We start from the raw sequence: 25370 nt of genomic DNA on the forward strand, positions 1-25370 counted from the left end.
AACCGCGGATGCCGGCGCAACGGTTCGCCCCGGCTCGCGCAGCCTGCGGAGAATCGCTAATCTGGTGCGAGTCCGCGGCCAACTCGCTGACATTCTCCTCGACCTACGAACATGCCTTCGAAGCCCCTTTCGGCGCTCGTGCTCCTGGGAGGAATCGCCATGACCGCCGTCGAATCTGCGGAACGTCCGCCGGTTGCTCCGGTTCGCCCCGTCACGGAGGCGTACCACGGAACGCTCGTCGTGGACCCGTATCGGTATATGGAGAACTTCGACGACCCGGAAGTCCGAGCGTGGGTTCATGATCAGGCCGACTATGCGGAGCGCACGTTGCGCGCGATCCCCGGACGCCAGGCGCTGCTGGCTCGTATCCGGGAAATCGAAGCCGGAACGCCGTTTCGCGTCACCGACGTCGCTCGCGCGCCGAACGGCGACCTGTTCTATCTCCGTCAGGAGGCGAGCGAAAACGTCGCCAAACTCTATCGCCGCGTCGCCGCGACGGGCGAGGAACGACTCCTGATCGATCCCGAGACGTTGCCGAAGGCCGGTCCGGACGAGCATATCTCGCTGGCGTTCTTCAAAGTCTCTCCCGCGGTCACGAAGATCCTGTACGGCTCCGCCGCATCCGGATCGGAGGAGACGGCCCTGCGCGTGCGCGATCTGGCGACCGGTCGCGACCTGCCGGACACGATCGACCGGCTGGAGATCGTCTACGCGACTCCCGACTGGCTTCCGGACGACGAGAGTTTCGTCTACAGCCGACGTCGCAAGCTGCCCGAGGGGGCGCCTCCGGATGAAGGCTACGAATTCACGCAGGCGTTCCTTCATGCTCTGGGAACCGAAGTCGAAGACGATCCGATCGTTTTCGCGCAGGGCGCTCCCGGGTCTCCGGCGATGTCGGAGATGGACTTCCCTGCCGTGATCGTGACGCCCGCCTCGGACTGGGTCGTCGGTCAGATCAGGCACGGCGACGACACCGACCTGACGCTCTATACGGCCTCCCTGGCATCGCTGGCGAAGGCGACGCCGAACTGGACGATCGTTTGCCGTCGAGAAGATCAGGTCGCCGACTACGCCGTGCATGGCGACCGGATCGACCTCGTGACGGCGAGCGACGCGCCTCGATCGAAGCTCGTCCGAACGTCGTTGAGCGCGCCCGATTTTTCCTCGGCGACCGTCGTCGTCCCGCCGGGGTCCTACGTCGTGCGCAGCGTCGCCGCTGCGTCAGACGCCGCGTACGTCGGGATTCTCGAAGGCGCGACGAACGCGATTCTGCGTGCGCCCTACGCCGACGGAGAGCCGCCCGCGCGTCTGGCGATGCCGAGCGAGGAACCGTCCGGAAGCGTCTCGTCCGCCCGCCCCGATCTACCCGGCGTCTTCGTCGAGACGAGTTCCTGGACGCGGGCAAGCCGGTCGTACGTCTTCGATCCCGCCGTCGGCGAACTGATCGACGCGAAGCTGGCGCCGCGCGGACTCTACGACGATCCGGACTGGTTGACTTCGACGGAAGCGCTCGTGCCCAGTCACGACGGTACGCCGGTTCCGTTGTCGATCGTGCATCGGAAGGACATCGTGCTCGACGGAAGCGCTCCGACGCTGCTTAGCGGTTACGGCGCCTACGGTTTCACGAACGCGATGAACTTCTCGCCTTCCAGCGCGGCCTGGCTCGAACGCGGAGGCGTATTAGCCGTCGCGCACGTCCGCGGAGGGGGCGCATTCGGAAAGGAATGGCATCTCGCCGGTCGCATGACGACGAAACCGAACACCTGGAAAGACTTCATCGCCTGCGCAGAGTTCCTGATCGATCGGAAGTACTGCTCGCCGGCGACGCTCGCCGGAAAGGGCGGAAGCGCCGGCGGGATTTTGATCGGTCGAGCGATCACGGAGCGACCTGATCTGTTCGCCGCCGCCCAGATCGCGGTGGGCTGCACCGACATGCTGCGATTCGAGACCACGTTGAACGGCCCGCCGAACGTTGCGGAGTTCGGTTCGACGCAGGATCCGATTCAGTGCGCGGCGCTCCTGGAAATGAGCGCCCTGCATCAAGTTCGCGACGGCGTGGAATACCCGGCCGTGATTCTGACGCATGGAATCAACGATCATCGCGTCGAACCCTGGCAGTCGGCCAAGGCGACCGCACGATTCCAGGCCGCGACGGCGAGCGGTCGACCGATTCTCTTTCGCGTCGATTACCAGGCCGGTCATGGCATCGGGTCGACGAAGTCTCAGCGCCAGGAGGAACTAGCCGACGTCTGGTCGTTCCTGCTGTGGCAGATGAACGCGCCTGGGTTTTGACCGGCGACGAACGCGAACCGACAATCGGAACGGACGTCTCGCCCGTTCTGCTCGTCTTTCGGCCGCAGTTCATTCCTCCCGCCGCTCGGAGCCTCGATGTCACAGCCCGTCGAATCGCGCTCGCGGTCGCTGCACAGGGCGACTGCTCGCGCCGTCGTCGTAGCGACGGCGATCGTCGCCGCATTTCAGTGTTTGACGGCTGCGGGAGCGGAGAATGATTCGCGCCCGAACTTCGTCCTCGTCATGGCCGACGATCAGGGCTGGGGGGATATGGCCTACAACGGTCACCCGGTCCTGAAGACGCCGAACTTCGACGCGGCGGCCGCGACGGGTTTCCGATTCGACCGGTTCTATGCGGCGGCGCCGGTCTGCTCCCCGACGAGGGCGAGCGTGATGACGGGGCGCCATCCCAATCGGATGGGCGTCTTCAAGTGGGGCTACCCGATCCGCCCGCAGGAGACGACGGTGGCCGAGGCGCTGAAGCAGGCGGGCTACGCGACGGCGCACTTCGGCAAGTGGCATCTCGGCTCCGTTCGCAGGGAAAGCCCCGTTCACCCCGGCGCGAACGGCTTCGACGACTGGATCAGCGCGCCGAACTTCTTCGACAACGATCCGATCCTCAGCGACGAGGGAACCGCGGTCCAGTTCCAGGGCGAGAGCTCCGACGTCGTGGCGACCGCCGCGATCGACTGGATCGCGAAGCATGCCGGCGCCGAACGGCCGTTCCTGGCCGTCGTCTGGTTCGGGTCGCCGCATAATCCGCACGTCGCGGCCGAAGAGGATCGCCGGTTGTACGACGATCAGCCCAAGGCGAAGCGCGATTTCCTGGGCGAGATCACGGGCATGGACCGCGCCTTCGGCCGAATTCGGGACTCGCTTTCCGAACTGGGCATCCGCGAGAACACGGTCCTGTGGTACTGCAGCGACAACGGCGCTTTGCCGAAGGTCGGTTCGACCGGCGGCGCGCGGGGGTCGAAAGGCAGCGTCTACGACGGCGGGCTGCTCGTCCCGGCGATCCTGGAGTGGCCCGCGAAGCTCGGCTCGGCCCGCTCGACCAACGTCCGCTGCAACACGTGCGACATCTATCCGACGATTCTCGAACTTGCCGGCGTGACGGTCGAAGATCAGCCGGTCCTCGACGGAATCAGCCTCATGCCGCTGTTGAGAGGGGACCTCGCCGAGCGCACGCGTCCGATGGGTTTCTGGGATTATTCGATCGGCGGCATCGGCACGCCCTCGGCCCAATGGATGGGCGAGCTACTTGCCGCCCAGCAGGAAGGTCGCGATCTGCCGCCGCACGAATCGAGCCGCCGGGCGGCCGAGTTGCCGAATCCGCTCCATCCATCCGAGCGCTTTCCCGGCCATTCCGCCTGGCTCGACGGCGACTGGAAGCTTCACCGGATCGAGGATCCCGAGGGGAAAACGAAGGTCGAACTGTACGATCTCGCCGCCGATCCCGCCGAGGCGAACGACGTTTTCGAGAAGCAGCCGGAACGTGCCGAGCGGATGCAGAGGGAACTAGTCGAATGGCTCTCCTCGGTGGTCGAAAGCCTCAATGGGCGGGACTACTCTCCGAAATAGCGCTCACATCGAGAATGGGCTGACAGTCGCGCGCGGCACATGAGGCGGCGCGACCGAGCCCGCCTCGTTTCGCGAGCTCCTCTTGCCCGACCTTTCCTCCCCAGGGCTCCCCGCCATGAAGATCGTTCTCTCCGCGGCGATACCGCTGCTGCTGGCTTTCTCGGCGACGCTCGCGACGGCATCCGATCCGGCGAATGAGGCGAACGCTGGAACCGCCGCCGCCCAGGCGGGCAGCCGGCCGAACGTCCTGTTCCTGTTCGCCGACGATCAGTCGTACGAGACGCTCGGCGTCGTCGGGCGGACGGATATCGACACGCCGAACCTCGACCGCCTCGCGCGCCGAGGGACGCGGTTCACGCGGGCGTACAACATGGGCTCGTGGAGCGGCGCGGTCTGCGTCGCGAGCCGCACGATGCTCCTCACCGGGCGAAGCGTCTGGGATGCGCACCGCGTCTATGACCGGACGGACGCAGAACGGAAGGCGGGGAACCTCTGGCCCCAACTGCTCGGCGAGGTCGGCTATCGCACCTACTTCACCGGCAAATGGCACGTGAAGGCGGACGTTGCAAAGGCGTTCGACGTGGCGCGGCATGTCCGCGGCGGTATGCCGGGCACGGTTCCTTCGGCGTACGATCGCCCCCACGCGGGCGAGCCCGACGCCTGGAGCCCCTACGATCGCTCGCTGGGGGGCTTCTGGGATGGGGGCAAGCATTGGAGCGAGGTCACCGCCGACGACGCGATCGATTTTCTCGGTGAGGCTGACGGGACCGAGAATCCATTCTTCATGTACATCGCGTTCAATGCGCCGCACGACCCGCGACAGGCGCCGCAGGAGTACGTCGACCGCTACCCGCCCGAGCGCATCGACGTGCCGGAGAACTTCCTCGCCGAGTACCCCCATGCCCGGGCGATCGGCTGCGCTCCGACGCTGCGCGACGAGCACTTGGCGCCCTTTCCGCGAACCGAGCATGCGGTCAAGGTCCATCGGGGCGAATACTACGCGCTGATCGAACATCTCGACGCCCAGATCGGGCGGATTCTCGACGCCCTCGACGCGTCGGGTCAGGCGGAGAATACATGGATCTTCTTCACCGCCGATCATGGGCTCGCCTGCGGGCATCACGGTCTGATGGGCAAGCAGAACCTGTACGAGCACAGCACGCGCGTGCCGTTCCTGATCGCGGGGCCGGGCGTGCCCGCGGGCCAGACGCGGGACCAGCCGATTTACCTGCAGGACGCGATGGCGACGACGCTCGCCCTCGCCGGCGCGGAGAAGCCCGAGCAGATCTACTTCAACAGCTTTCTGCCGCTGATCGACGACCCGGATGCGCCGTCGCCGTACGACGCGGTCTACGGCGCGTACCTCGGCCTCCAGCGTTCGATCACCGTCGAGGGTTACAAGCTGATCGTCTATCCGCAAGCGTCCGTCGTGCGGCTCTACCACCTCGACGTCGACCCCGAGGAGATGCAAGACCTGGCCGACGATCCCGCCCATGCTCAGCGCCGGAGCGACCTGCTGCAGCGCCTGGTCGAGTTGCAGGCGAAGCTCGGCGACGACGTCGACCTGTCGGCGTTCAAGGCGCGGTAACCATTTGAGTCCTGCGGTCGCTCGCTTTGGTGCATTTCCGTGCTTGTACGTTGAACGGAAGAGGGAGCAGCCTCCGCTTTACGGATGTACGGATCGCCTTGTCCCAGCGTCGAGATGCGCCAGACGATTAGCGTCACGTCTAGCTCCCTTCGGTCGCGACGGCCCTCGACAGCAGGAGGGTGCGTACGCTCCAGGACGTGCCCCAACGCCGTCCGTCCGAATGCATACGCCGCACTCCGCTTACAATCGAGCGAGGCCTGCGACTTCCGGTTTCAGGGAAGCCCTGTCGACGAGGGAATAAGCGAAGTGCAAGTCATGTTTCGGTCGATCCTTCTCGTCGCGGCCGCGGTTTTCTCGGGGCCGTTCGCCTGCTCCCTTCAGGCGGCCGACCCGCGCCCCAATATCGTCTTGATCCTGGGCGACGATCAGGCGTGGGGGGACTACGGGTTCATGGGCCATCCGGACATCCGGACGCCGAACCTCGACAAGCTGGCCAGTCAGAGTCTCGTGTTCGGACGGGGGTACGTCGCTTCGCCCCTGTGTCGGCCGTCGCTGGCGTCGATGGTGACCGGGCTGTTCCCGCTTCAGCACGGCGTCACGGGCAACGACGTCGACGGGCGCAACGATCGCGCCGCACTGGACGAGCCGCTTCGAGAACGGTTTCATCGGCTCCCGAGTTTCATCCGGCTGCTCACGGCGAACGGCTACCTCGCTCATCAGTCCGGCAAGTGGTGGGAGGGTTCCTTCGAAGACGGAGGATTCACGCACGGGATGACCCACGGAGATCCGAAGCGGGGAGGCCGACACGGGGATGCGGGACTCGCGATCGGGCGCGAGGGCATGGAGCCTGTCACCGCGTTCATCGACCATGCCGTGGAAGCGAAGAAGCCGTTCTTCGTCTGGTACGCGCCGTTTCTTCCCCACACGCCGCACAATCCGCCCGAGCGCCTGCTGAAGAAGTACGAGACGCCTGACCGGGGCGCGGACGTGGCGAAGTACTTCGCGATGTGCGAGTGGTTCGACGAAACGTGCGGCGAGTTGCTGGACCGGCTGGAGCAGAAGGGAATCGCGAACGACACCCTCGTGCTCTTCCTCTGCGACAACGGCTGGGCCGCGAGGAGCACGAACGCCGACGATCCGAATCAGCAGGCGTGGGGCGGTTTCGCGCTGCGTTCCAAGGGGTCGCCCTACGAAAACGGCATCCGCACGCCGATCCTGGTTTCGTGGCCCGGCCGCTTGCGACCGCAGCGATGCGACGATCTCGCCCACGCGGTCGACCTGTTCCCGACCATAGCCGCCGCCGCCGGTCTCGAGCCGCCAGCGGATCTACCCGGCGTCAATCTCATGGACGTCGACGCGCGGACTCGACGCCTGCGGGTGTTCGGCGTCACGCACTCCATCCACAACATGACCGTCGGCGATCCGGGCGATACGCTGCAATACCTTTGGTGCGTGGACGACGAGTGGAAGCTGATCCTTCGATTCGACGGCCAAGACACGACCGAGTACCGAAACGTGCATGCGTGGGATACGGCGCCGATCCACCTGTACGACATCGCGTCCGATCCGAACGAAATGCATGACCTGGCCGCCCGAAAGCCGGAAGTCGTCGCCCGCCTGAAGCAGGAAATCGACGCCTGGGCCAAGAGCCAGTCCGCCGCGCCGAAAATGTCCGACGACTGACGATTCACCGACGGAATCGTCCGACGCCCCCCGCTTCGCGTGAGCGGCGACAAGTCCGACGGCCATTGTCGGACAGTCACTTAAGGCGTTTGATATGATGGAGGAGCGCTTCCGCCCGTAACCCGCTCCAATTCTCGCCGCCGCGGCATCGCCATGCTCAGCCGTCGTTCCATGCTCCGGGGAGTCGCAGCCGGCGCCGGCTGCGCGTTGAGCCTTCCCTTCGCTTCCGAGCGTCTGCTCGCCTCGCCCGCCGCGGGGCTGAAGGCCCCTGCGAAGACTCTCAAGCGGATCGTCTTCTTCTTGCAGAACCAGGGTTTCGATCCGAAGACGTGCGTACCGGAAGGGATGACGATGAGCGGCTCGCTCGCGGGGGTCAAGCTCCCCGAGCCGATCAGCCCGCTGGAGCCGATCAAGGAGCGTCTGCACATCATCAACGGCCTGCACGGCCTGCACACGTCGCCCTCGCATAGCGCCTTCTTCGGCGCGCTTGGCGGCTATCGCGGCGGTGACGGCGTGCCGCCGAGCGGATCGACGATCGACTACGAGCTGAGCCGCGTTCTGCCCGAGACATTGCTGCCGCACCTTTGCATCGGCATGGACTCCCTCGAGAACATGAAGGCCAAGCCGACGATCGCGACGCTCTCGGCGAGCGGAGCTGGCCAGCCGATCTTCATGCACTCCAACCCGAACCACCTCTACCAGATGCTCTACGGCGGCATCGCCTCCGGAGAGATCCGCCGGCAGCACGAAGCCGCGGCCGACGTGATGACCCAGGTCGAGTCGCTCGCCAGCGCGAAGAGCGGCGACCTCCCCGCCGCCGAGAAACGACGCTATGGCCAGTACATACAAGGCTTCCGCGAGGTGAACGGCCTCCGCGACCGGCTCGAAACGGTCGCCGATCGACTTCGTCGGCACGCCCCGCAGGTCGACGATCTCTACGCCCGACCGCAGTTCGAGACCGACTGGCACGACCGCCTGCTCGACCTCGGCATCTCCGCCCTCGCCTCGGGGATCACCAGCACGCTGACGATCGGGTCGGGCCGCGGCGAGATCTTCGGGGCCTGGAAGGGCATCGGCGTCGAAGAGCAAGGGCATAACCTCGGGCACATGACGCAGCCCGAGAATCCGATCTGGATCAAGATTCGGCAGTACAACAGCCGCATGCTGCTGAAGATCGTCGAATCCCTCGAATCCGTCCCGGAGGGAAGCGGCACGATGATGGACCATACGCTCATCGTCTACACGAGCAACAACGCCGACAGCCAGCACACCAACGGGGGGAACTGGCCGGTGATGCTGATCGGCGACTTCGACGGCGCGATCAAGACCGGACGCTTCACGCAACTCGACGGAAAACGTCCGATCAACTCGCTGTACGCAGCCCTTCTGCGAGCTGCGGGCGAGAACGTCGATCGCTTCAACATGAGCGACCAGATCGCTCGCCAGTTCGATTCCGGCGAAGGCCCGCTGCGGGAGGCCCTCGCGTGACTCGGCTCGCAGCCGCGTCGGCGCTGCTGGCGCTCTGGTTTTTCGCCGGCTTTTCGATCGCTGCGGAGCCCGGAGAATCGTTCGTTCCCGGCCGACCGGTCGACGCGTCGTTCGACGAGTTCGCCAGACCGTTTCTGACGAATCACTGCGCGGATTGCCACGGCGACGCGGACTCCGCGCCCGAAGGCGGTCTGTCGTTGACCGAACTCGGTCCGGTCGACGAGGTCAACGCTGCGATCTGGAAGTCGGTCTGGGCTCAGGTCGCCTTGAAAGAGATGCCGCCGCCGGAGACGGGCGAACCTGGCGTCGTCGAGCGGTTGCGATTCACGGACTGGGTAGTCGGCGAATTGACCGACGCGATGCGCGACAAGGGCGGCTTCCAGGATCATCGCGATCCCGACAAAGGCAACTTCGTCGATCACGACTTGCTCTTCGGGAAGTTGCCTCCAGGCGTCCGACTCGTGCCGACCTCTTCGCCGGCTCGGCTCTGGCGGCTGACTCCCGACGAGCACATCACCCGGCTCAACGACTTGATCAATACGGAGCCCGCCCACGATCCCGAAAAGCCGGGCCTTCGCGCCCATGGCGACGCCGTGCCGACGAACCATGGGGGCGAGTTGAAGCTCTACTTCGGCGTCGACCGCATCCTCCAATGGCAGGGCGGAACGGTCGCCTACGCGACGGCGGTCAAGAGCGTGCCCGCGGCGCTCTCGTCACCTCGCGATCACGGGCTCAAGAACTACCCGGACTTGACCACGGTCAACAGCGCGGAGGCGACGCAGATCCTCGGAATGGCGGGCGACGTCCTTCGTTACATGGCCGTCGGGCCGCTTTCGATCGCCGAACCGTACCAGATCACTGACGATCCCAAATCGATCGCCGATAAGATGAAGGGCGACCTGCGCGGCCTGCCGACCAGCATCGTCTACAGCACGAAAACCGTCCGACCTTTGACGCCGGTCATCGATCTGTTCGAAGCTGAAGAAATCACCGACGAGTCGCTGCGGTCGTCGTCGGATTATCTGTTCGAGGCGCTGACGTTTCGTCCTCCGACCGACGTAGAGTCTGACGCCTACCTTGCGATCGTTCGCGACTCGGTCGAACGGCTCGGAAGGGAGGACGGCGCCGTCCTCGGGCTTTCCGCCGTCTTCCTCGACCGCGACGCCCTGTTCCGCCCGGAACTCGTCGACTACGGAGAGCCGGACGAGTATGGTCGCGCGATGCTGCAGGGCTGGGAACTCGGCCTCGCCGTCAATCACGCGCTGCGATACGTTCGACCGGACGAGTCGCTCCGAACCGCCGTGCTCGAAGGCCGGATGCGAACTCGCGAAGACGTGCGGCGCGAAGTCGAACGGATGCTCGCCGACGAGACGGTTCGCAAGCCGCGGATCCTGCAATTCTTCCGCGACTACTTCGACTACGACCGCGGCGGATACGTTTGCAAGGATACGCGGGCTCTTGCCCAGGCGGGCGTGATCGATCGCGGAGATGCGCACTACCGCGCTATGTTCGACGCCGCGGCGAGCTCCGACCGGTTGATCGAACGAGTCCTCGCCGACGATCGCGACGTGCTCAAACGGCTGCTGACGACCGACGAGGTCGTCGCGACGTCCGCGGATTCGCTCTACTTCGGTCGGTTGCGCACGGACGAAGAACGGATGGCCGCGGAGAAGGAAGCGAAACGGGTCGCGGCCGCGACCGAGAAGCGACTCGCCGCGGAGATCGAGACTGCCGAACGGGAAGTCGCCGAACTGGAAGCGAGACTTCGGACTGCCGCCGATGCGAAGGGGCTCGAGCGGTCGCTCGCGCAGAAGAAGAAGGAGCGAGACCGGTTGAAGAACGAGGCTGCTCGGAAGCCGGGGCGCCGGGGCGTCGACGCTGCCGTCGCCGAAGCGGATCTCTCAGGACCCATGCTCTATGCGCGGGTGGGACGTCGCAGCTTCGGCGCCGGATCGCTGAAGCCTGAGCGGACGCTCGCAGTCGCACCGGAAGGGGAACGGCTCGGCATCCTCACGCACCCGAGTTGGCTGGTCTCGCATTCCGACGCAATGGACAACCATGCGATCCGCCGCGGACGGTGGGTCCGCGAACGACTCCTCGGCGGCGGCATTCCCGACGTGCCGATCACCGTCGATGCCATGCTTCCCGACGAACCGCAAAGCACGCTGCGGGAACGGATGCGCGTCACGCGCGAAGACTACTGCTGGACCTGCCACGAAAAGATGGACCCGCTTGGGCTCCCGTTCGAAATGTACAACCACGCGGGCCTCTACCGCACGACCGAACTCGGCGAGCCGGTGGACGCCTCCGGCGAGATCGTCGGTTCCGGAGCCCCCGAACTCGACGGCGAGGTTGCAGACGCGCTCGAGATGATCCGCAAGATCGCCAAGAGCGAGCGGGCCGAGCAGGTCTTCGTCCGACACGCCTTTCGCTATTGGATGGGGCGGAACGAAACGCTTCACGACGCCCCCGTCCTTCAAGCAGCTCATCAGGCGTATCGAGAGAGCGGCGGCAGCATGCGGGCCTTGCTCGTCTCGCTGCTGACGTCGGACGCGTTTCTGTACAGGACGCGGGACGAGGCGCCTCAGGCAGCGGGTCTGTGAGTTCCCCTGCGAAAAGGGGGGCCGATTTCGGGCGGCGCAGCTTGGCGTCTGTCGAACGTTCGGAGGCTGCGTTTATACGGCCAGCCTCCCAATCGCGTCGAAGCTTGAGGAGGGCGAGCCGAACGGCGAACGCGATGGTACGCCGCCTGACGACGCGGCGGATTCCGATTTCGCTCGCGACTTTCGGCTCACGTTCGCGAGGCGCCTGACTGTCGGGAAAGCGACGCCGACGCGAGCCGTCGATCGGATCCTGGAACGCTCTATCGCAGGAATGAGGCGAAAACTTGGCTCCGCGGCGACTCTTACGCCGTACGCGAGGAAGCGCTCGATCGGACCGGTATGATCCTCGACGAGACCGGGATCGAGAGCTCCATAGTGTTCGATCAAGCGGCCGTAAGCGTTGAGCAGCTTCGTGTACCAGTTGCCGAGCGTCGTATGGCCGTCGTCTCCGTACTTCGGCAGCCGGACATACCGGAGAGCCAGGTCGATTTCGGCGTTTCGACCGGCGAGAACGACGAACGGCCATTCTGCGCCCTGACGATGGTGCGTTTCGCCGTTGTCCGGGAAGTAAAGCAGTACGGTGTTGTCGAACATCGTGCCGCTTCCCTCCGGCACGCTCTTCAACCTCGTGACGATCCGGTCGATCAGTTTCGCGTGCTGGGCACGAGTTTTCTTAAGGTTGGCGGTTAACAAGTCCCCCGAAGAGCAGTACCCATCTCGGAGCTGGAGCAAGATGACGTCGATTGACGAGCGGGCGTTCGACGTCGCAGCCGTGGACGAAGTCTCGATCCGCATCGATGCACATGCTGCCGGCGGAAAACAGTTCCGCGTTCGCGAAAGCGATCGAGAGACTTGTCGGAGCGGTGGGATCGTTTCGAGAACGATCGCCGATTGCAGTCAAGTTCAGGCAACGAAGGGTGACAGGACGGTCGCCGTGCATTGGGATCGGGTCGGGGCCCGCGGGCTGTAACGCGATGCGTGCATCGGGGCGTACACGCTGGAGGGCCGACAGACCGAACGCGATTACCGATCGAAGATCAATCTTCAGGAAAGCCGCATGGACTGTATCGCCATCCTCGGAGCTACGGGAGGCGTCGGCGGAGCGATCGCCCGCCGCCTGGTCAGCCATGGTCGGAGCGTGCTGTTGGTCGGTCGCGACAGCGAAAGGCTCTCGCTCCTCGCCGCCGAGTTGGGCCAGCCGTTCGTGACGGTCGACCTCAGCGCGACTCAGCCGTTGGAGGATGCCCTGAAGCAGGCGACGGAATCGAGCGGCGGTCTGGGAGGTCTTATCAACTGCGTCGGGTCCGTATTGCTTAAGCCAGCGCACGCCACTACCGACGACGAATTCCGACTGACGATAGAAACCAACCTGTTCTCGGCCTTCGCGACCGTTCGCGCCGGGGCCAGGCTCCTTCGCGAGCGCGGCGGGTCGATCGTGCTCTTCGCATCGGCCGCTGCGGAAGTCGGGATTCAGAATCACGAAGCGATCGCCGCCGCCAAAGCGGGCGTGATCGGCCTGGCTCGCTCGGCTGCGGCGACCTACGCTCCGCACAACATACGCGTCAACGTCATCAGTCCGGGACTCGTCCGCACCGACATGACGCGCCGCATCTGGGAGAATCCCGCCGCTGCCGCAGCCTCGACCGCGATGCATGCGTTAGGACGGCTGGGCGAGCCTGAACAGATCGCCTCGTTGGCGACGTGGCTGGTCGATCCCGAAAACGACTGGATCACCGGCCAAGCGATCGGCGTCGACGGCGGACTGGGGCGCGTGCTGCCTCGCAGATGAGACCCGCATGACATCGCTCGCGAAGAGCCCGGCCGAGGAATGCCTGCGCATCGATCGCTTGACGGACTTTCAGCCCGCCCTGTGGATCGGCGCCCTTCTGCTCGGGAGCGGCATTTTTCACCTGGCGTGGATGGCGCTGACCGGAGCGGAGTGGAACGGTCCGCTGTCGCTTCGGAAACCGGCGCTCTTCGGCGTTTCTGCAGGATTGACGGCCTGGTCGATCGCCTGGGTCTTGACCCAGCTTCATCCCCATCGGCTGGATCGATTGACGGCCGTGACAATGGCTGGCGGCCTGTTGCTTGAAGTCGGACTGATCACCGTACAGCAGTGGCGGGGAGTTCCCTCGCACTTCAATCGCGCGACGACCCTCGACGCAGCCGTGGAATCGACCATGCTGGGGTTGATTCTGTTCGTCACCGCCGGCATCGTGTGGCTGACCCTGCGGTCCCTCCGGCTCCCGCCGATGGACGCTTCGCGTGCGATCGCCTTGCGCGGAGGCCTGTGGCTGCTCACGCTATCCTGCGGACTCGGAATCGTGGTAACGGTTCTGGGAGAGACGAACTTGCGAGCGGGCAGATCGCCTGAGGTCTGGGGACCTGCCGGCGCGTTAAAGTTCCCGCACGGAGCGGCGCTGCACGCGATTCAAACGTTGCCTCTTCTGTCCTGGATGCTGCACAAGCTGCGCGTACCGAATTCCGCCTGGCTCGTTCGCGCGGCGCTCTGGTCTCAAGTTCTTTTTCTCGTCTTCGCGACGCGGCAAACGATCGACGGACGTGCCCGTTTCGACGTCGATTGGGTCGGAACGGTCCTTCTCGTCGCCGCCGGGTCGCTGATCCTGGCGCCGATCGCCGCGCTGCTGGAAGCGCTCCGCTCATTTGCCGTCGGTTTGCGGCGGCGCAGATCCTGACGAGATTCGCCGCTCGGGATCGTCGATAGGTATCCGGTCCGAGATCGTCGATGCGGCCGCTCCTGCTGCGTTCTCCGAAACTCGCGAGCGTGGCAGTCGGGAACGAACGGAACCATCTTCGAGGAAACGTCGCGTGCCAGAACTGATCCTGCTGACCGGCGCCACCGGCTACGTCGGCGGGCGACTCTTATCGGCGTTGCAGGATCGCGGTATCCGAGTTCGCTGTCTGACCCGTCGCCCCGAGGCGCTCCAAGACCGATCGAACGCGACGACGGAAATCGTCGCCGGCGACGTACTGGATCGCGAGTCGCTCGCCAAAGCGCTCGCCGAAGTCGACACGGCCTATTATTTCGTGCACTCGATGGGCGCGAACCGCGACTTCGAGCAGCAGGACCGGATCGCAGCCGCGAATTTCGCGCAAGCGGCGGCAGCTGCCGGCGTGCAGCGAATCATCTACCTGGGCGGCCTCGGAAACCCTGACGAAAAGCTCTCGAAGCATCTCCGCAGTCGCCAGGAAACTGGAAACGTTCTGCGGGAACACCACCCCGAGATCATCGAGTTCCGCGCCTCCATCGTGATCGGTTCGGGCAGCCTCTCGTTCGAGATGATCCGCGCGCTCGTGGAGCGACTGCCGGTCATGATTTGTCCGCGCTGGGTTCAGGTGAAGGCTCAACCGATCGCCGTAGAGGATCTGTTGTCCTACCTGCTGGCGGCTCTGGATCTGCCGCGGGGCTCATCTCAGGTCTACGAAATCGGCGGACCCGATCAGGTCTCGTACGGCGAGATCATGCATGAGTACGCGAGCCAACGAGGCCTCTCGCGGTGGATGATTCCCGTTCCCTTGCTGACGCCGTATCTTTCCAGCCTGTGGCTCGGCCTGGTAACGCCGCTGTATGCCCGGGTCGGCAGGAAACTCGTCGAAAGCCTCCGGAACCCGACGCTCCTTTCCAACAACCTGGCTGCTAAAACCTTTCCGGTTCGGCCTCGCTCGCTTCGCGAAGCCATCGCCCGGGCGCTGGCGAACGAGGACCGCGAGTTCGCCGAAACAAGTTGGTCGGACGCCTTGTCGTCGGCGGGCGCTGCACGCGACTGGGGAGGCGCTCGATTCGGTTCCCGACTCGTCGATTCGCGAACGATCACTGTCGCCGTTCCGCCGGATCGCGCGTTCGCACCGATCCGTCGGATCGGCGGTCGGACCGGCTGGTACTACGGAAACTGGTTGTGGTCGCTTCGCGGTTTCTTGGATCTGATCGTCGGCGGCGTAGGCGTGCGGCGGGGCCGCCGCGATCCGGAGCGCCTGCATGTCGGCGATGCGCTCGACTTTTGGCGCGTCGAAGCCTACGACCCGCCGCGTCGCTTGCGACTGCGCGCCGAAATGCGACTGCCGGGACGCGCCTGGCTCGAATTCGAGGTCACTCCGTGCGAGCAGGGCAGCAGCATTCGCCAGACGGCGATTTTCGATCCCCTGGGCCTGGCCGGACTGGCCTATTGGTACGGTATCTCTCCGCTGCATCAGTTCGTGTTCGCCGGCATGTTGCGGAACCTGGGCCGCGCCGTCGAGCGGTCGGATCGCGACTCGGCGCCGCCTCGCGACGTCGTGCCCGAAGCGACCGCCGGGAAGCCGCAGGGATGCCTCGCGTCGATCCCCGCTCACGAATCCGGCGAACCGTCGAGATAAGTCGCGACGGCGCCCGTCCCCGGAAAACAACGAATGTCGAACTTCCGAACCGCAGGAATCATCGGAGCCGGAATCGCGGGACTGGCCTGCGCTCGAGACCTGCGCGGTTCCGGCATTCAGGTGACGACGCTGGAAAAGTCGCGCGGCGTCGGCGGTCGCATGGCCACTCGCCGGACCGACTCAGGGGGCGCCTTCGATCATGGTGCGCAGTATTTCACGGTCCGCGATCCGGCGTTCGACTCGCTTGTGAAGCGATGGCGCGAGGAGGGCGCGGCAGGTCTCTGGCCAGTGCGGATCGTCGTCTTGAACCAGGGACTCGCGACCGATCTCCACGAGCCGAGAGAACGGTACGTCGGCGTTCCGGGAATGAACGCGATCGCCAAATCGCTGGCAGCGGGTCTGGACGTACGAACCGATGTTACGGCGGAACGCATCAGTCGCTCCGACGGAGCTTGGCTGGTCGAGGATACCGAAGGAAACCGGCATGGGCCTTTCGATTTGCTGATCTCCACGGCGCCGCCGCCGCAGACGGCGAGGCTATTCGCGAACCAATCGGCTGCCATCGAAACAGCGCTCTCGAACGTCACGATGGATCCCTGCTGGGCCGTGCTGCTGCAACTTCGCGAGCGCGTGGAGACTCCGTTCGATGCGGCCTTCGTCCACGATTCGTCGCTGACCTGGATAGCACGGAATTCCAGCAAGCCCGGTCGTCATGCGTCGGACTGCTGGACGCTGCATGCTTCGCCGTCGTGGTCTCGCGACCGCCTGGAGGATTCCGCGGAGTCGGTCGCCGCGGATCTTGTCGCGGAGTTCTGGCGATCGATCGCGCGACCTTCGCAACCGCATGAATTCGTGACAGCCCATCGCTGGCGATACGCGTTGCCTCAAGATCCGCTGCCGGAGCGCTATCTGCTAGACCGCGATTCGAATCTAGGCGCCTGCGGAGACTGGTGCGGCGGTCCCCGCGTGGAAGGCGCCTTCCTCAGCGGCAAGGCGCTCGCTGAAGCAGCGATCGCCATGAACGCATCCACAGCCTGAGAATTCCTTATCGGCCACAAAAGGCGGCTTATCCGCCACCCTATCGCCCTTCGGACTTTGAAGAAACGTCGACAAATCGCCCTGAGTCCAACGAAAAAGCCGCCCCGCGACGATTCGCAGGGCGGCTTGAGATACACCCCAGTGGGCTCGACCCACTAACCTTCGGTTCCGAAGGCGGTGGGGGCCTCAACGGACGGAGACGTGGTTTCAACGTCCATGTCTCATAAATACCGCGGGAGGCAGCGGTTCGCAAGCTGTTGCGAGGAGTGTCGTTCAGGCACGTCCTGATGCTGTTAGAGAAGCAAACCAGTACGAAAACAGTACAGCGTTCCGAACGGCAGGGCAGGGTGCCCATTCAGCAGGAACACGGTCGGAAGCGGATCACAAAACCGGTTATTAGAATCGTCCCGCGGGAGGTCGTATCGTGCGATGAGCCGAGGTCGAATTTTGTGCTTCGCCTGGCTCTCGTGAAGCTTCGCTTCGCCCGCCTTCTGATCCGCCACGTCGACGCAAGCGCCGGTTATGAAGAACTGCCGGTCGTCTTCGCCGTCGCTGAAGATGTCGCCCTGGTCGCGCAGCCAGCGGACCGTACCGTGGGGCCAAACCGCTCGCTTTCTAGGGATACCGGAGGCAACATTTTCCAAACGTTGGAAAGTTGAGTCGGTACGGTCGGCGGCTGCCTACCTTCAGTGCCTGCCTCGGGACCTCCGCCGTTTGCTGCGAGCGAGCTCTCCGATTATCGTACAACGCCTCTCCCTTGATTCGAGTCTCGCTAGCGATACGCCCTTCGCGTCGAAGATCCCTCGGCCGGTGGACGCACTCCATCGACTGGGGAGGCGAACGCCCGAAACGGATGCAGGAGAGAGTTTTGTACAGACGCTTGTCGCCACGCTCGCTGATTGCGTTGTTCGCCGTCGCGACGATCGCTTCGCTCGCGGCCGGGCCGCCCTCGACCGAGCAGCCGCAAGGCCTTCGGGACGTCCGTGTCGATCGTCATCTGTTGAAGGGCGCTCGGGTCGTCGTCGCGCCCGGCGAGACGCTGGATAACGCGGACGTCCTGATCGAATCCGGACAGATCCGGGCGGTGGGACCCGGACTGGTCGCTCCGCCCGGCTGCGAGATTCACGACCTGGCCGGGAAGACGATCTATGCGGGCCTGATCGACGCATACTGCGAGTCGAAGACTCGCGTCGAATCTACTGCCGCCGCGCCGTATTGGAACTCGGCGATTCGGCCGGAAGTGCATGCGGCGGAAAGCCTCGACAACGACGCGGCGACGAAAGAGAAGCTGCGAAAACAGGGATTCGTCGCCCAGCTGACGGCGCCGACGGGCGGGATTCTGAGAGGGGTCAGTTGCGTCGCGACGCTCGGCGATTCCGAGCCCGGCAAGTCGTTGCTGGTCGACGAGGCGTTTCAACACGTCCGTCTCACCGCCGATCGAAGCGGTTCGTCCTACCCTCGGTCGCCCATGGGCGCGGTCGCACTAGCCCGTCAGGCGATGTACGACGCGGATTGGCACTCCGCAGCGACGAAGGTCGCCGCCGAGAACTCGGCGCTCGTCGCTCCGGAACCGAACGATTCGCTGACGGTCCTCGCCGACTGGCGGGACGCTCGTCGACCATTCCTCGCCGAAGGGCTCGACGAACAATACTTCCTGCGGGCCGACGCGTACGGACGCGAGTTCGATCTGAATCTGGTCATTCTCGGATCGGGACGCGAGTATCGCCGACTTGCCGAGATCGCGGCGACGAAGCGTCCGATCGTTCTGCCGGTCGCCTTTCCCGCGCCCCCTGACGTGCGGACGCTGGAAGGCGCAGAGGCGGCGACGCTCGCCGAGCTGATGCACTGGGATCATGCGCCCGAAAACCCCGCACGACTTTTCGCCGCGGGCGCGCGGATCTGTTTCACGAGCGCCGGCCTGAAAGACGTCGGCGAATTCCTGAAGCAGATCCGCGTCGCGGTCGACCGGGGCCTTCCCGCCGACGCGGCTCTCGCGGGACTCACTACCACGGCGGCCGAACTGCTCGGCGTGGACGACTCGCTCGGTCGCGTGGAACCCGGCAAACGCGCATCGTTAGTCGTGGCCGACGGCGATCTCTTCGCCAGGAAAACGAAGATCGTCGAAACGTGGATCGACGGCGAACGATTCGCGTTCGACGAGAAGAACGATCTGGGAATCGCCGGCGCCTGGAAGATTTCATCGACCGGAGGTGCGAAGCTTCCCTCGATGTCGCTGCTGATTGAGGGAGACGAGAAGAAGCCTTCGGCGGAGTTCTTCGCGTGGCCCCCGATCGAAGGCGAAGTGGATCCGCCGAAACTCGAAGACGTCGCGTGGCGAAGCCCTTCGTTGACCGCTCGCTTCGACGGGCAAGCGTGGAAGCGACCGGGGCCCGCGTTCCTGTCGCTCGTTTTCGTCGCGAAATCGGAGACTGCCGAGGCGATCGACGGCCGAATCGTCTGGAGCGACGGATCGACTTCGTCCCTCAAGGCGAGCAGGACCGATCCGCCGAAGCCGAAAGAAGATGCCGAGAAGAAAGCCGAGTCGTCGACGCCGGACGCCGGCGATGATTCGCGAGACGAAGAAGATTCGAAAGCGGACGACGAGACCGACGACGCCGAAGAACGGGCCGAAGGCGAGTCGTCCGAGCAGACGTCGGAGTCGGACGAGCCTTCAGCGGATTTCGACCCGAAGTCATCCTTTCCCACGCTCTATCCGTTCATGGCGTACGGGCGCGAGGCGTCGCCCGAATCTGCTGGTCTGACCATGTTCGAGAACGCTACGGTCTGGACCTGCGACGAGCGCGGCGTCCTCGAGGAAGCCGACGTCCTGATCGGATCGGGCAAGATCCTGGCGGTCGGCGTCGATCTCGCGGCGCCGTCGGGGACGAACGTGATCGACGCCTCCGGAATGCACCTCACGCCGGGGCTGATCGACTGCCATTCGCACATAGCGACCGACGGCGGAGTGAACGAAGCGACCCAGGCGATCACCGCCGAGGTTCGCATCGCCGACTTCATCGACGCGAACGAGCCGGCCATCTACGAACAGCTCGCCGGCGGCGTCACGACGGTCAACGTGCTCCATGGCTCGGCGAATCCCATCGGGGGGCAGAACCAGGTCCTGAAGCTGCGGTGGGGGGCGACTCCTGAAGGACTGAAATTCGCCGAAGCGCCGGCCGGCATCAAGTTCGCGCTCGGCGAAAACGTAAAGCAGAGCAACTGGGACGAGCCGACCTCGCGCTATCCGAAGTCTCGTATGGGCGTGCCGGAGCTGTTCGCCGACGCGTTTCAGGGAGCTCAAGCCTATCGACTCGAACAGGCGGAACGACGCCGATCCGGCGCCGGCCTTCCCGTCCGCTTCGATCTCGAGAAGGAAGCCCTCGCGGAGATTCTCGAAGGGAAGCGCTGGATCCATTGTCACAGTTACCGTCAGGACGAGATCCTGGCGCTCCTGCGCGTTCTGGACGAGTTTCACGTCACCGTCGGAACGTTGCAGCACATTCTGGAAGGCTATAAGGTCGCCGACGCGATGGCCGAACATGGAGCCATGGGATCGAGCTTCTCCGACTGGTGGGCGTACAAGGTCGAGGTCTGGGACGCCATTCCCTACAACGGCGCGCTGATGCACCGCGCGGGCGTCTGCGTTTCGTTCAACTCGGACGATCGCGAGCTCGCGCGACGACTGAACGTCGAGGCCGCCAAGGCGATGAAGTACGGTGACGTGCCGCCGGAAGAGGCCATTAAGTTCGTGACGCTCAATCCGGCCAGGCAACTTCGAATCGACGCGTACGTCGGTTCGATCGCGGCAGGCAAGCAGGCCGATCTGACGCTCTGGACCGGGCCGCCTCTCAGCGCGTTCTCCCGAGCCGAACAGACCTGGATCGACGGGCGGAAGTACTTCGATCGCGTCGAAGACGCCGAGTTGCGCACGACCGTTCGGTCTCGCAAGGCCGCGCTCGTCGCCAAGGTTCTGGCGTCCGGCCAGAAGCCTTGCAAACCCGGCGAGCGCGAAGAGGAGGAAGCCGACAACTGGGAACGCTACGACAGCTTTTGCGGTCACGATCACGGCGAGCACGATCACCAGGACCATGATCATTCCGCTCACGCTCACGAAGGAGCGAACCGATGAAATCGAATCGTTCGGCCTCGCTCGCTTGCCTGAGTTTCGTGTCCGCGTTCTTGTCGGTCGCAGCGATCGCGGGCGCCTCGGAAGAGATCCCGGGCGCTCCCCAGAAACGACCGATCGCCCTCGTCGGTGCGACCATTCACCCGATCGACGCGCAGCCGATCGAGAACGGCATGCTGCTGTTCGATCAGGGGAAGATCGTCGCGCTCGGCGCGACGATCGACCTGCCGGCGAACGTTCAGAAGGTCGACGTCTCCGGAAAGCACGTCTATCCAGGATTGATTCAGGCGTTCGGTCACCTCGGGCTCGTCGAGATCGATTCGATTCGTGCGACGATCGATAAGTCGGAAACCGGCGAGTTCAATCCGAACGCCGAGGCCGTCGTCGCGATCAACGCCGATAGCGAGTTGATACCTGTGACTCGATCCAACGGAATCCTGACCGCGCTTAGCGCTCCATCCGGAGGCCGCGTCTCCGGCCGAGCCGGGCTGATTTCGCTCGACGGATGGGACTGGGAGGAAATGACGCTCGTTCGATCCGCCGCAATGGTGATCGATTGGCCCCGATTCGCGACGCCCCGGCGCTTGCGCGGCGAGGACGCGGCGAAGTTCGCCGAACGCCGCGACGAAGAACTCGAAGAATTGAACGATCTGTTCGATGCGGCGAGTCGGTACCGGACGGCCCGCGCCGAAGATCCCGCACATCAGCCTGTAAATCGACCGCTGGAGGCGTTGTTGCCGGTCATCGACGGCGCTCTGCCGATCCTGGTCCATGCCGACGAACGGGCGTCGATCGAGTCCGCGATCGCGTTCGCGGTCGAGCGCAAGCTGAAGATCATCATTCACGGCGGTTACGGCGCCCCGGAATGCGCCGAAACCCTGAAACGCTACGACGTGCCCGTGATCGTTTCCGGTACCTTGCGGCTGCGGTTGTCCGACGACGATCCGTACGATGCCCCGTACGATCTTCCCGAGCGACTGCGTGCGCAGGGCGTGAAATTCTGCATCGGAGGGGATGGTCGTTTCGACGCGTCGAACGCTCGAAACCTTCCCTACCACGCAGCGATGGCTGTCGCGTACGGCCTGCCGCACGACGAGGCTTTACGAGCCGTTACGCTATCGCCCGCCGAGATACTCGGGGTCGCCGAGCGTCTCGGTTCGCTGGCGCCCGGCAAGGACGCCACGCTGATCGTTACCGACGGCGATCCACTCGAGATTGCGACCACGGTCGAGAAGGCCTGGATCGGTGGACGGCCAGTCGATTTGAATGATCGGCAGAAGCGCCTCCACCTCAAGTACGGGCGAAAATAGGATCGACAGCCCTGGCGGGTAGTACCCGCTCAGCTTCACCAGGTCATTTCCACGCCGCCGTTGCCGGTGTGGAAGGTCTGCCGGCTGTTGAACTGGAGATCGTAGCCCCCGAAGAGCGCGACGTTCGACGTCAGATCCAGCCGCAGGCCGGCGCCGGTGACCGCCCAGTCGCGACCCAGATTGGCGCCGTAGGTCGTGAAGCCCGCGCCGGCGCCAGAACCGACTCCGGAGAGGCTCGTACTGACGGACTGGCGGGTTTCGAGAAACTCGTGCATCCAACTGGTTCGGACCATGGGCGTCCAGCGATGGCGTGCGGTCGCGAACGATCGCTCCAGCGACAGGCCCAGGCCGCTCCGAAGGGAATCGACTTCGAGATCGTCGCCGATCAGGTTCAGCGCGCCGGCGCCGGTCTCTTCGAACGCATCCTGTCGCAGGTGCACGTACTGCAGCGAGGCGTAAGGCTGCCAGAGAAAGCCGCCCAGGTCGAACGTCGTGCCTTCTTCGAGGTAGGCGAACGCCTGCGTGCCGTCGAACTTCGAAGAGGCTTCGCGGTTGATCCAATCGATCGACCGACCGACCTCGTAGTTCTGGAATCCGCCTCCCAGGAGCGCGAGCGTGTAGGCGTAGTCGCCCAGGCGCTGCAGCGAGACGCCGAACTGATAGCTTTCGAACTGGCCGTTCTGCCCCACGTCGTCGAGCGTCACGCTGGACGAAGAGAAGTCGCAGAAGGCGCCCGCGGCGAACCCGTCTCCCAGGCAGCGCTGCACGCCCGCTTCGGTACCGCCGAGTCCGTAGTCGAAGCCCGACGCGTTGCCGTCGCCGCTGGCCTGACCGCCCATTCCGTAGCCGCGAACCCAACCCAGCGTTTCGTCGCCGCGTTCGCAAGGCAGGTTCATCGCCAGCCGATGCCGCAGCAGCGACAGGTTACGGCTCGTATGCTGCAGCTGCGCGTTCGCGAGCGTCGGATAGATTTCGCCGCCAGTCTGCTGCAGCGCGGCCTGGATCCGCACGTCGATCATCAGTTGCAGCGCCGCGATCGCCGCGGCCAGATCGCCCGTCGCGCCGGCGGACTCGACGTCCAGGTAGACGCCGGCAGAGATCTGGTTTTCGGTGACGCCGATTGACGCGAACGACGCCGCGACGGCCAGCAGTTCGAATCCGATCGCCTGACCCGGGTCGTCGTAGAACAGCGTCGCGTCATAGAACGACAGGTCGTCGACGATGCCCGCGAACGTTCCGGCGCGAACGCCGCCGTAGGTGAGGAACGTGTACTGCGTGCCGGCGGAGTACGTTCCCGGCGCGGCGACGACCTGAACCGTGCCTCCGGTGATGGTCACGTCGCCGGAGACGTCGTAGAGATCGTTGTTGACGCCCGGCACGGCGCCAGCGTCGTCGATTTCGACCTCGACGTCGCCGCCGGTCGTCAGGGTGCCGCCGAAGGTCTGCGTGCCGATCGAGTTGCCGGCTGCGAGACGACCCGCGCTGGCCACGTTGCCCGCGATCGTGCCGCTGCCCCCGAGTTCGCCGTTGGGGCCGACGGTCACGTCGCCTGCCAGACTGCCGTTCACGGCCAGGCGTCCATCGTCGACGGTCGTCATGCCTGCGTAGGTGTTGGCGCCGCCGAGGATCAGTTCGCCCTCGCCCGATTTCGTGAGCGAGCTGGCGATGCCGCCCCCGGCGGAGTCGTCGGCGATCGAGTCTTCGATGATCGCCGTGCGGCCCTGGCTGACTTCGATGCCGAGGTTCTCGCTGTGCAGGAAGATGGCGCCGCCGAGGGCCTGGCCGTTTCCGCCGACGCCTCCCTCGATGGAGACGCCGCCCGCTCCGGCGATCAAAGCGCTGTCGGTGAGGTTCGTGTCCTTCAGGACGAGGGATCCTCCCTCTCTCACGAAGAGGGCTCCGCCGAGGGCGGCGCCGCCGCCTCCCGCGGGGACGATGCCTGGGTCGCCGTTTCCGCCGTATTTGCCGCCAAGGCCCGAGATGCCGCCAGCCCCGCCGCCGCCTGCCCCGCCCCCTCCGAATCCGCCGTTTCCTCCGACGCCGCCGTTTCCTCCGCTGCCTCCCCCGCCTGCCCCGCCGCCGCCTCCGAATCCGCCGTCGCCTCCTGACGTGCCGCCGGCAAAGAAGAAGGCTCCTCCGCCGCCGCCGCTCGCGAATCCGCCGTCGCCGCCGTCGATGCCGGTGCCGTTGGGCGCCCCGCTGCCGCCGTTCGGTCCGCCGCCGTCGCCGCCGTCGACGCCCGCGTTGCCTCCGTCGCCGGAAAGACCGCCGCCGCCGCCACCTCGGTAGCTGTAGTCGGCGTCGCCCCCTCGGCCGCCGGCGGCTTCGCTCCCGCCGATCTCGACGCTCGACAACGTAACCGCGGCGCCGCTGTTGACGAAAACGGCGCCGCCTGCCCCCAGTCCGCCGCCGCCGCCGCTCGTGCCGCCGTCGCCGCCCTGGGCGCGACCGTTGGCGATCTTCAGCGAGGCGATCTCGACGGTTCCCGCATCGACGAAGAACGCCCGATGCGCGTCATTGCCGTCGATCGCGAGATTCGCGGCGGCCGACCCGTCGATCGTAAGGTTCTGACCGATCGGCGGCAGGTCGCTTTGCAACGCGATCGTGGCGCCGGCGAGCGTTCCGTCGAAGACGATCCGATCGCCTGGCTGCGCGACGAGCATCGCCTCGCGCAACGAACCGGGTCCGGAATCGTCGCTGGTAATTACCGTGAGATCGGCCGCCAGCGCGCCGCTTCCGGTCGCCAGCGTTATCGCCAACCAACACGCCTGCACGAAACGCCCTGCCCGCGTCATCGACGTCCTCGCCATGTGAACGGAGTTCGGACGGCGCAGGGCGTGTCCAACCGACTCGAGACGAGATCGCCGATCGATCCGGTTTAGTCAGAGTTCGCCAGGCAGACGTTCGTGCACGAAAGTGCGGATTCCGGAAGCGACGCCGATCATGCGGCGTTTAGTGACAACGTCGACGATCCGTCGACCGCACCTTGAGCGCCGTGCCATTCGATGTCGCAATTCGACCTGCTCCACTCTTGCGGGGGCCCGCCGGAGTCTGCCGAGAATCTATCCTCGCTGTTCCAGGGACGTCGTGCGTTTGATCAGTTAACGGGCGGATCCCTGGGCAATCCGGAAGGCTCCACGTTCATCGACTCAATCGGCGACTGCCGAGGTCACGCCGAGTCCTAGAAACCGGTTTGTAGATCTCCTCATCGTCGATCGGCGGAGGATTCATTGTCGGGCGGCGACGGAGTCGTCGAAGTCACTGAATGTGGCGCTCGAGAGGGTTCG

General features: G+C 65.1%; 15 protein-coding genes. 14 read left to right on the forward strand and 1 reads right to left on the reverse strand.

The features are described 5' to 3' along the window. Positions 1-159 precede the first annotated feature (159 nt). The 14 genes from SH602x_RS15865 to SH602x_RS15930 all read left to right on the forward strand — a co-directional run bounded on the left by SH602x_RS15865 (position 160) and on the right by SH602x_RS15930 (position 22083). Entirely contained in the window at positions 160-2292 is a 2133-nt protein-coding gene (locus SH602x_RS15865) for a prolyl oligopeptidase family serine peptidase (protein ID WP_479473237.1), read from the forward strand. Positions 2293-2388: 96 nt separating this feature from the next. Continuing rightward, on the forward strand, positions 2389-3873 hold the full coding sequence (locus SH602x_RS15870) for a sulfatase-like hydrolase/transferase (RefSeq protein WP_479473238.1): 1485 nt from the start codon (positions 2389-2391) through the stop codon (positions 3871-3873). A gap of 115 nt (positions 3874-3988) precedes the next feature. Further along, a complete protein-coding gene (locus tag SH602x_RS15875) occupies positions 3989-5461 on the forward strand; it encodes a sulfatase family protein (protein ID WP_479473239.1) in 1473 nt (490 codons plus the stop codon). A 315-nt stretch (positions 5462-5776) separates the two neighbouring features. Next, positions 5777-7144, forward strand: a complete 1368-nt coding sequence (locus tag SH602x_RS15880) for a sulfatase family protein (protein WP_479473240.1) — start codon at positions 5777-5779, stop codon at positions 7142-7144. Between the two features lie 153 nt (positions 7145-7297). Continuing rightward, positions 7298-8632, forward strand: coding sequence for a DUF1552 domain-containing protein (locus tag SH602x_RS15885; protein ID WP_479473241.1), 1335 nt, complete (start codon positions 7298-7300; stop codon positions 8630-8632). After that, complete coding sequence (locus tag SH602x_RS15890; protein ID WP_479473242.1) at positions 8629-11235, forward strand: DUF1588 domain-containing protein; 2607 nt, start codon at positions 8629-8631, stop codon at positions 11233-11235. The genes SH602x_RS15885 and SH602x_RS15890 overlap by 4 nt, the downstream gene beginning before the upstream one ends. A 339-nt stretch (positions 11236-11574) precedes the next feature. Continuing rightward, a complete protein-coding gene (locus SH602x_RS15895) occupies positions 11575-11925 on the forward strand; it encodes a hypothetical protein (RefSeq protein WP_479473243.1) in 351 nt (116 codons plus the stop codon). 367 nt (positions 11926-12292) lie between these two features. Continuing rightward, positions 12293-13024, forward strand: coding sequence for an SDR family NAD(P)-dependent oxidoreductase (locus SH602x_RS15900; RefSeq protein WP_479473244.1), 732 nt, complete (start codon positions 12293-12295; stop codon positions 13022-13024). 7 nt (positions 13025-13031) lie between these two features. Beyond that, on the forward strand, positions 13032-13931 hold the full coding sequence (locus SH602x_RS15905; protein ID WP_479473245.1) for a hypothetical protein: 900 nt from the start codon (positions 13032-13034) through the stop codon (positions 13929-13931). A 133-nt stretch (positions 13932-14064) separates the two neighbouring features. Continuing rightward, on the forward strand, positions 14065-15609 hold the full coding sequence (locus SH602x_RS15910) for an SDR family oxidoreductase (protein ID WP_479473246.1): 1545 nt from the start codon (positions 14065-14067) through the stop codon (positions 15607-15609). 33 nt (positions 15610-15642) lie between these two features. After that, positions 15643-16647 carry an NAD(P)/FAD-dependent oxidoreductase gene (locus SH602x_RS15915; protein WP_479473247.1) on the forward strand — a complete coding sequence of 335 codons (1005 nt, stop codon included), beginning with the start codon at positions 15643-15645 and terminating at the stop codon, positions 16645-16647. A gap of 449 nt (positions 16648-17096) precedes the next feature. Next, positions 17097-17306, forward strand: coding sequence for a hypothetical protein (locus SH602x_RS15920; RefSeq protein ID WP_479473248.1), 210 nt, complete (start codon positions 17097-17099; stop codon positions 17304-17306). A 221-nt stretch (positions 17307-17527) separates the two neighbouring features. Continuing rightward, entirely contained in the window at positions 17528-20776 is a 3249-nt protein-coding gene (locus tag SH602x_RS15925; RefSeq protein WP_479473249.1) for an amidohydrolase family protein, read from the forward strand. Continuing rightward, positions 20773-22083 (forward strand): amidohydrolase family protein, encoded by a 1311-nt coding sequence (locus tag SH602x_RS15930; protein ID WP_479473250.1) that lies wholly within the window; start codon positions 20773-20775, stop codon positions 22081-22083. The genes SH602x_RS15925 and SH602x_RS15930 overlap by 4 nt, the downstream gene beginning before the upstream one ends. A gap of 35 nt (positions 22084-22118) precedes the next feature. Here the strand turns inward: SH602x_RS15930 and SH602x_RS15935 are convergent, their stop codons facing one another. Next, on the reverse strand, positions 22119-24893 hold the full coding sequence (locus SH602x_RS15935; RefSeq protein WP_479473251.1) for an autotransporter family protein: 2775 nt from the start codon (positions 24891-24893) through the stop codon (positions 22119-22121). Positions 24894-25370 lie beyond the last annotated feature (477 nt).

It is taken from the genome of Lignipirellula cremea, assembly GCF_056501455.1.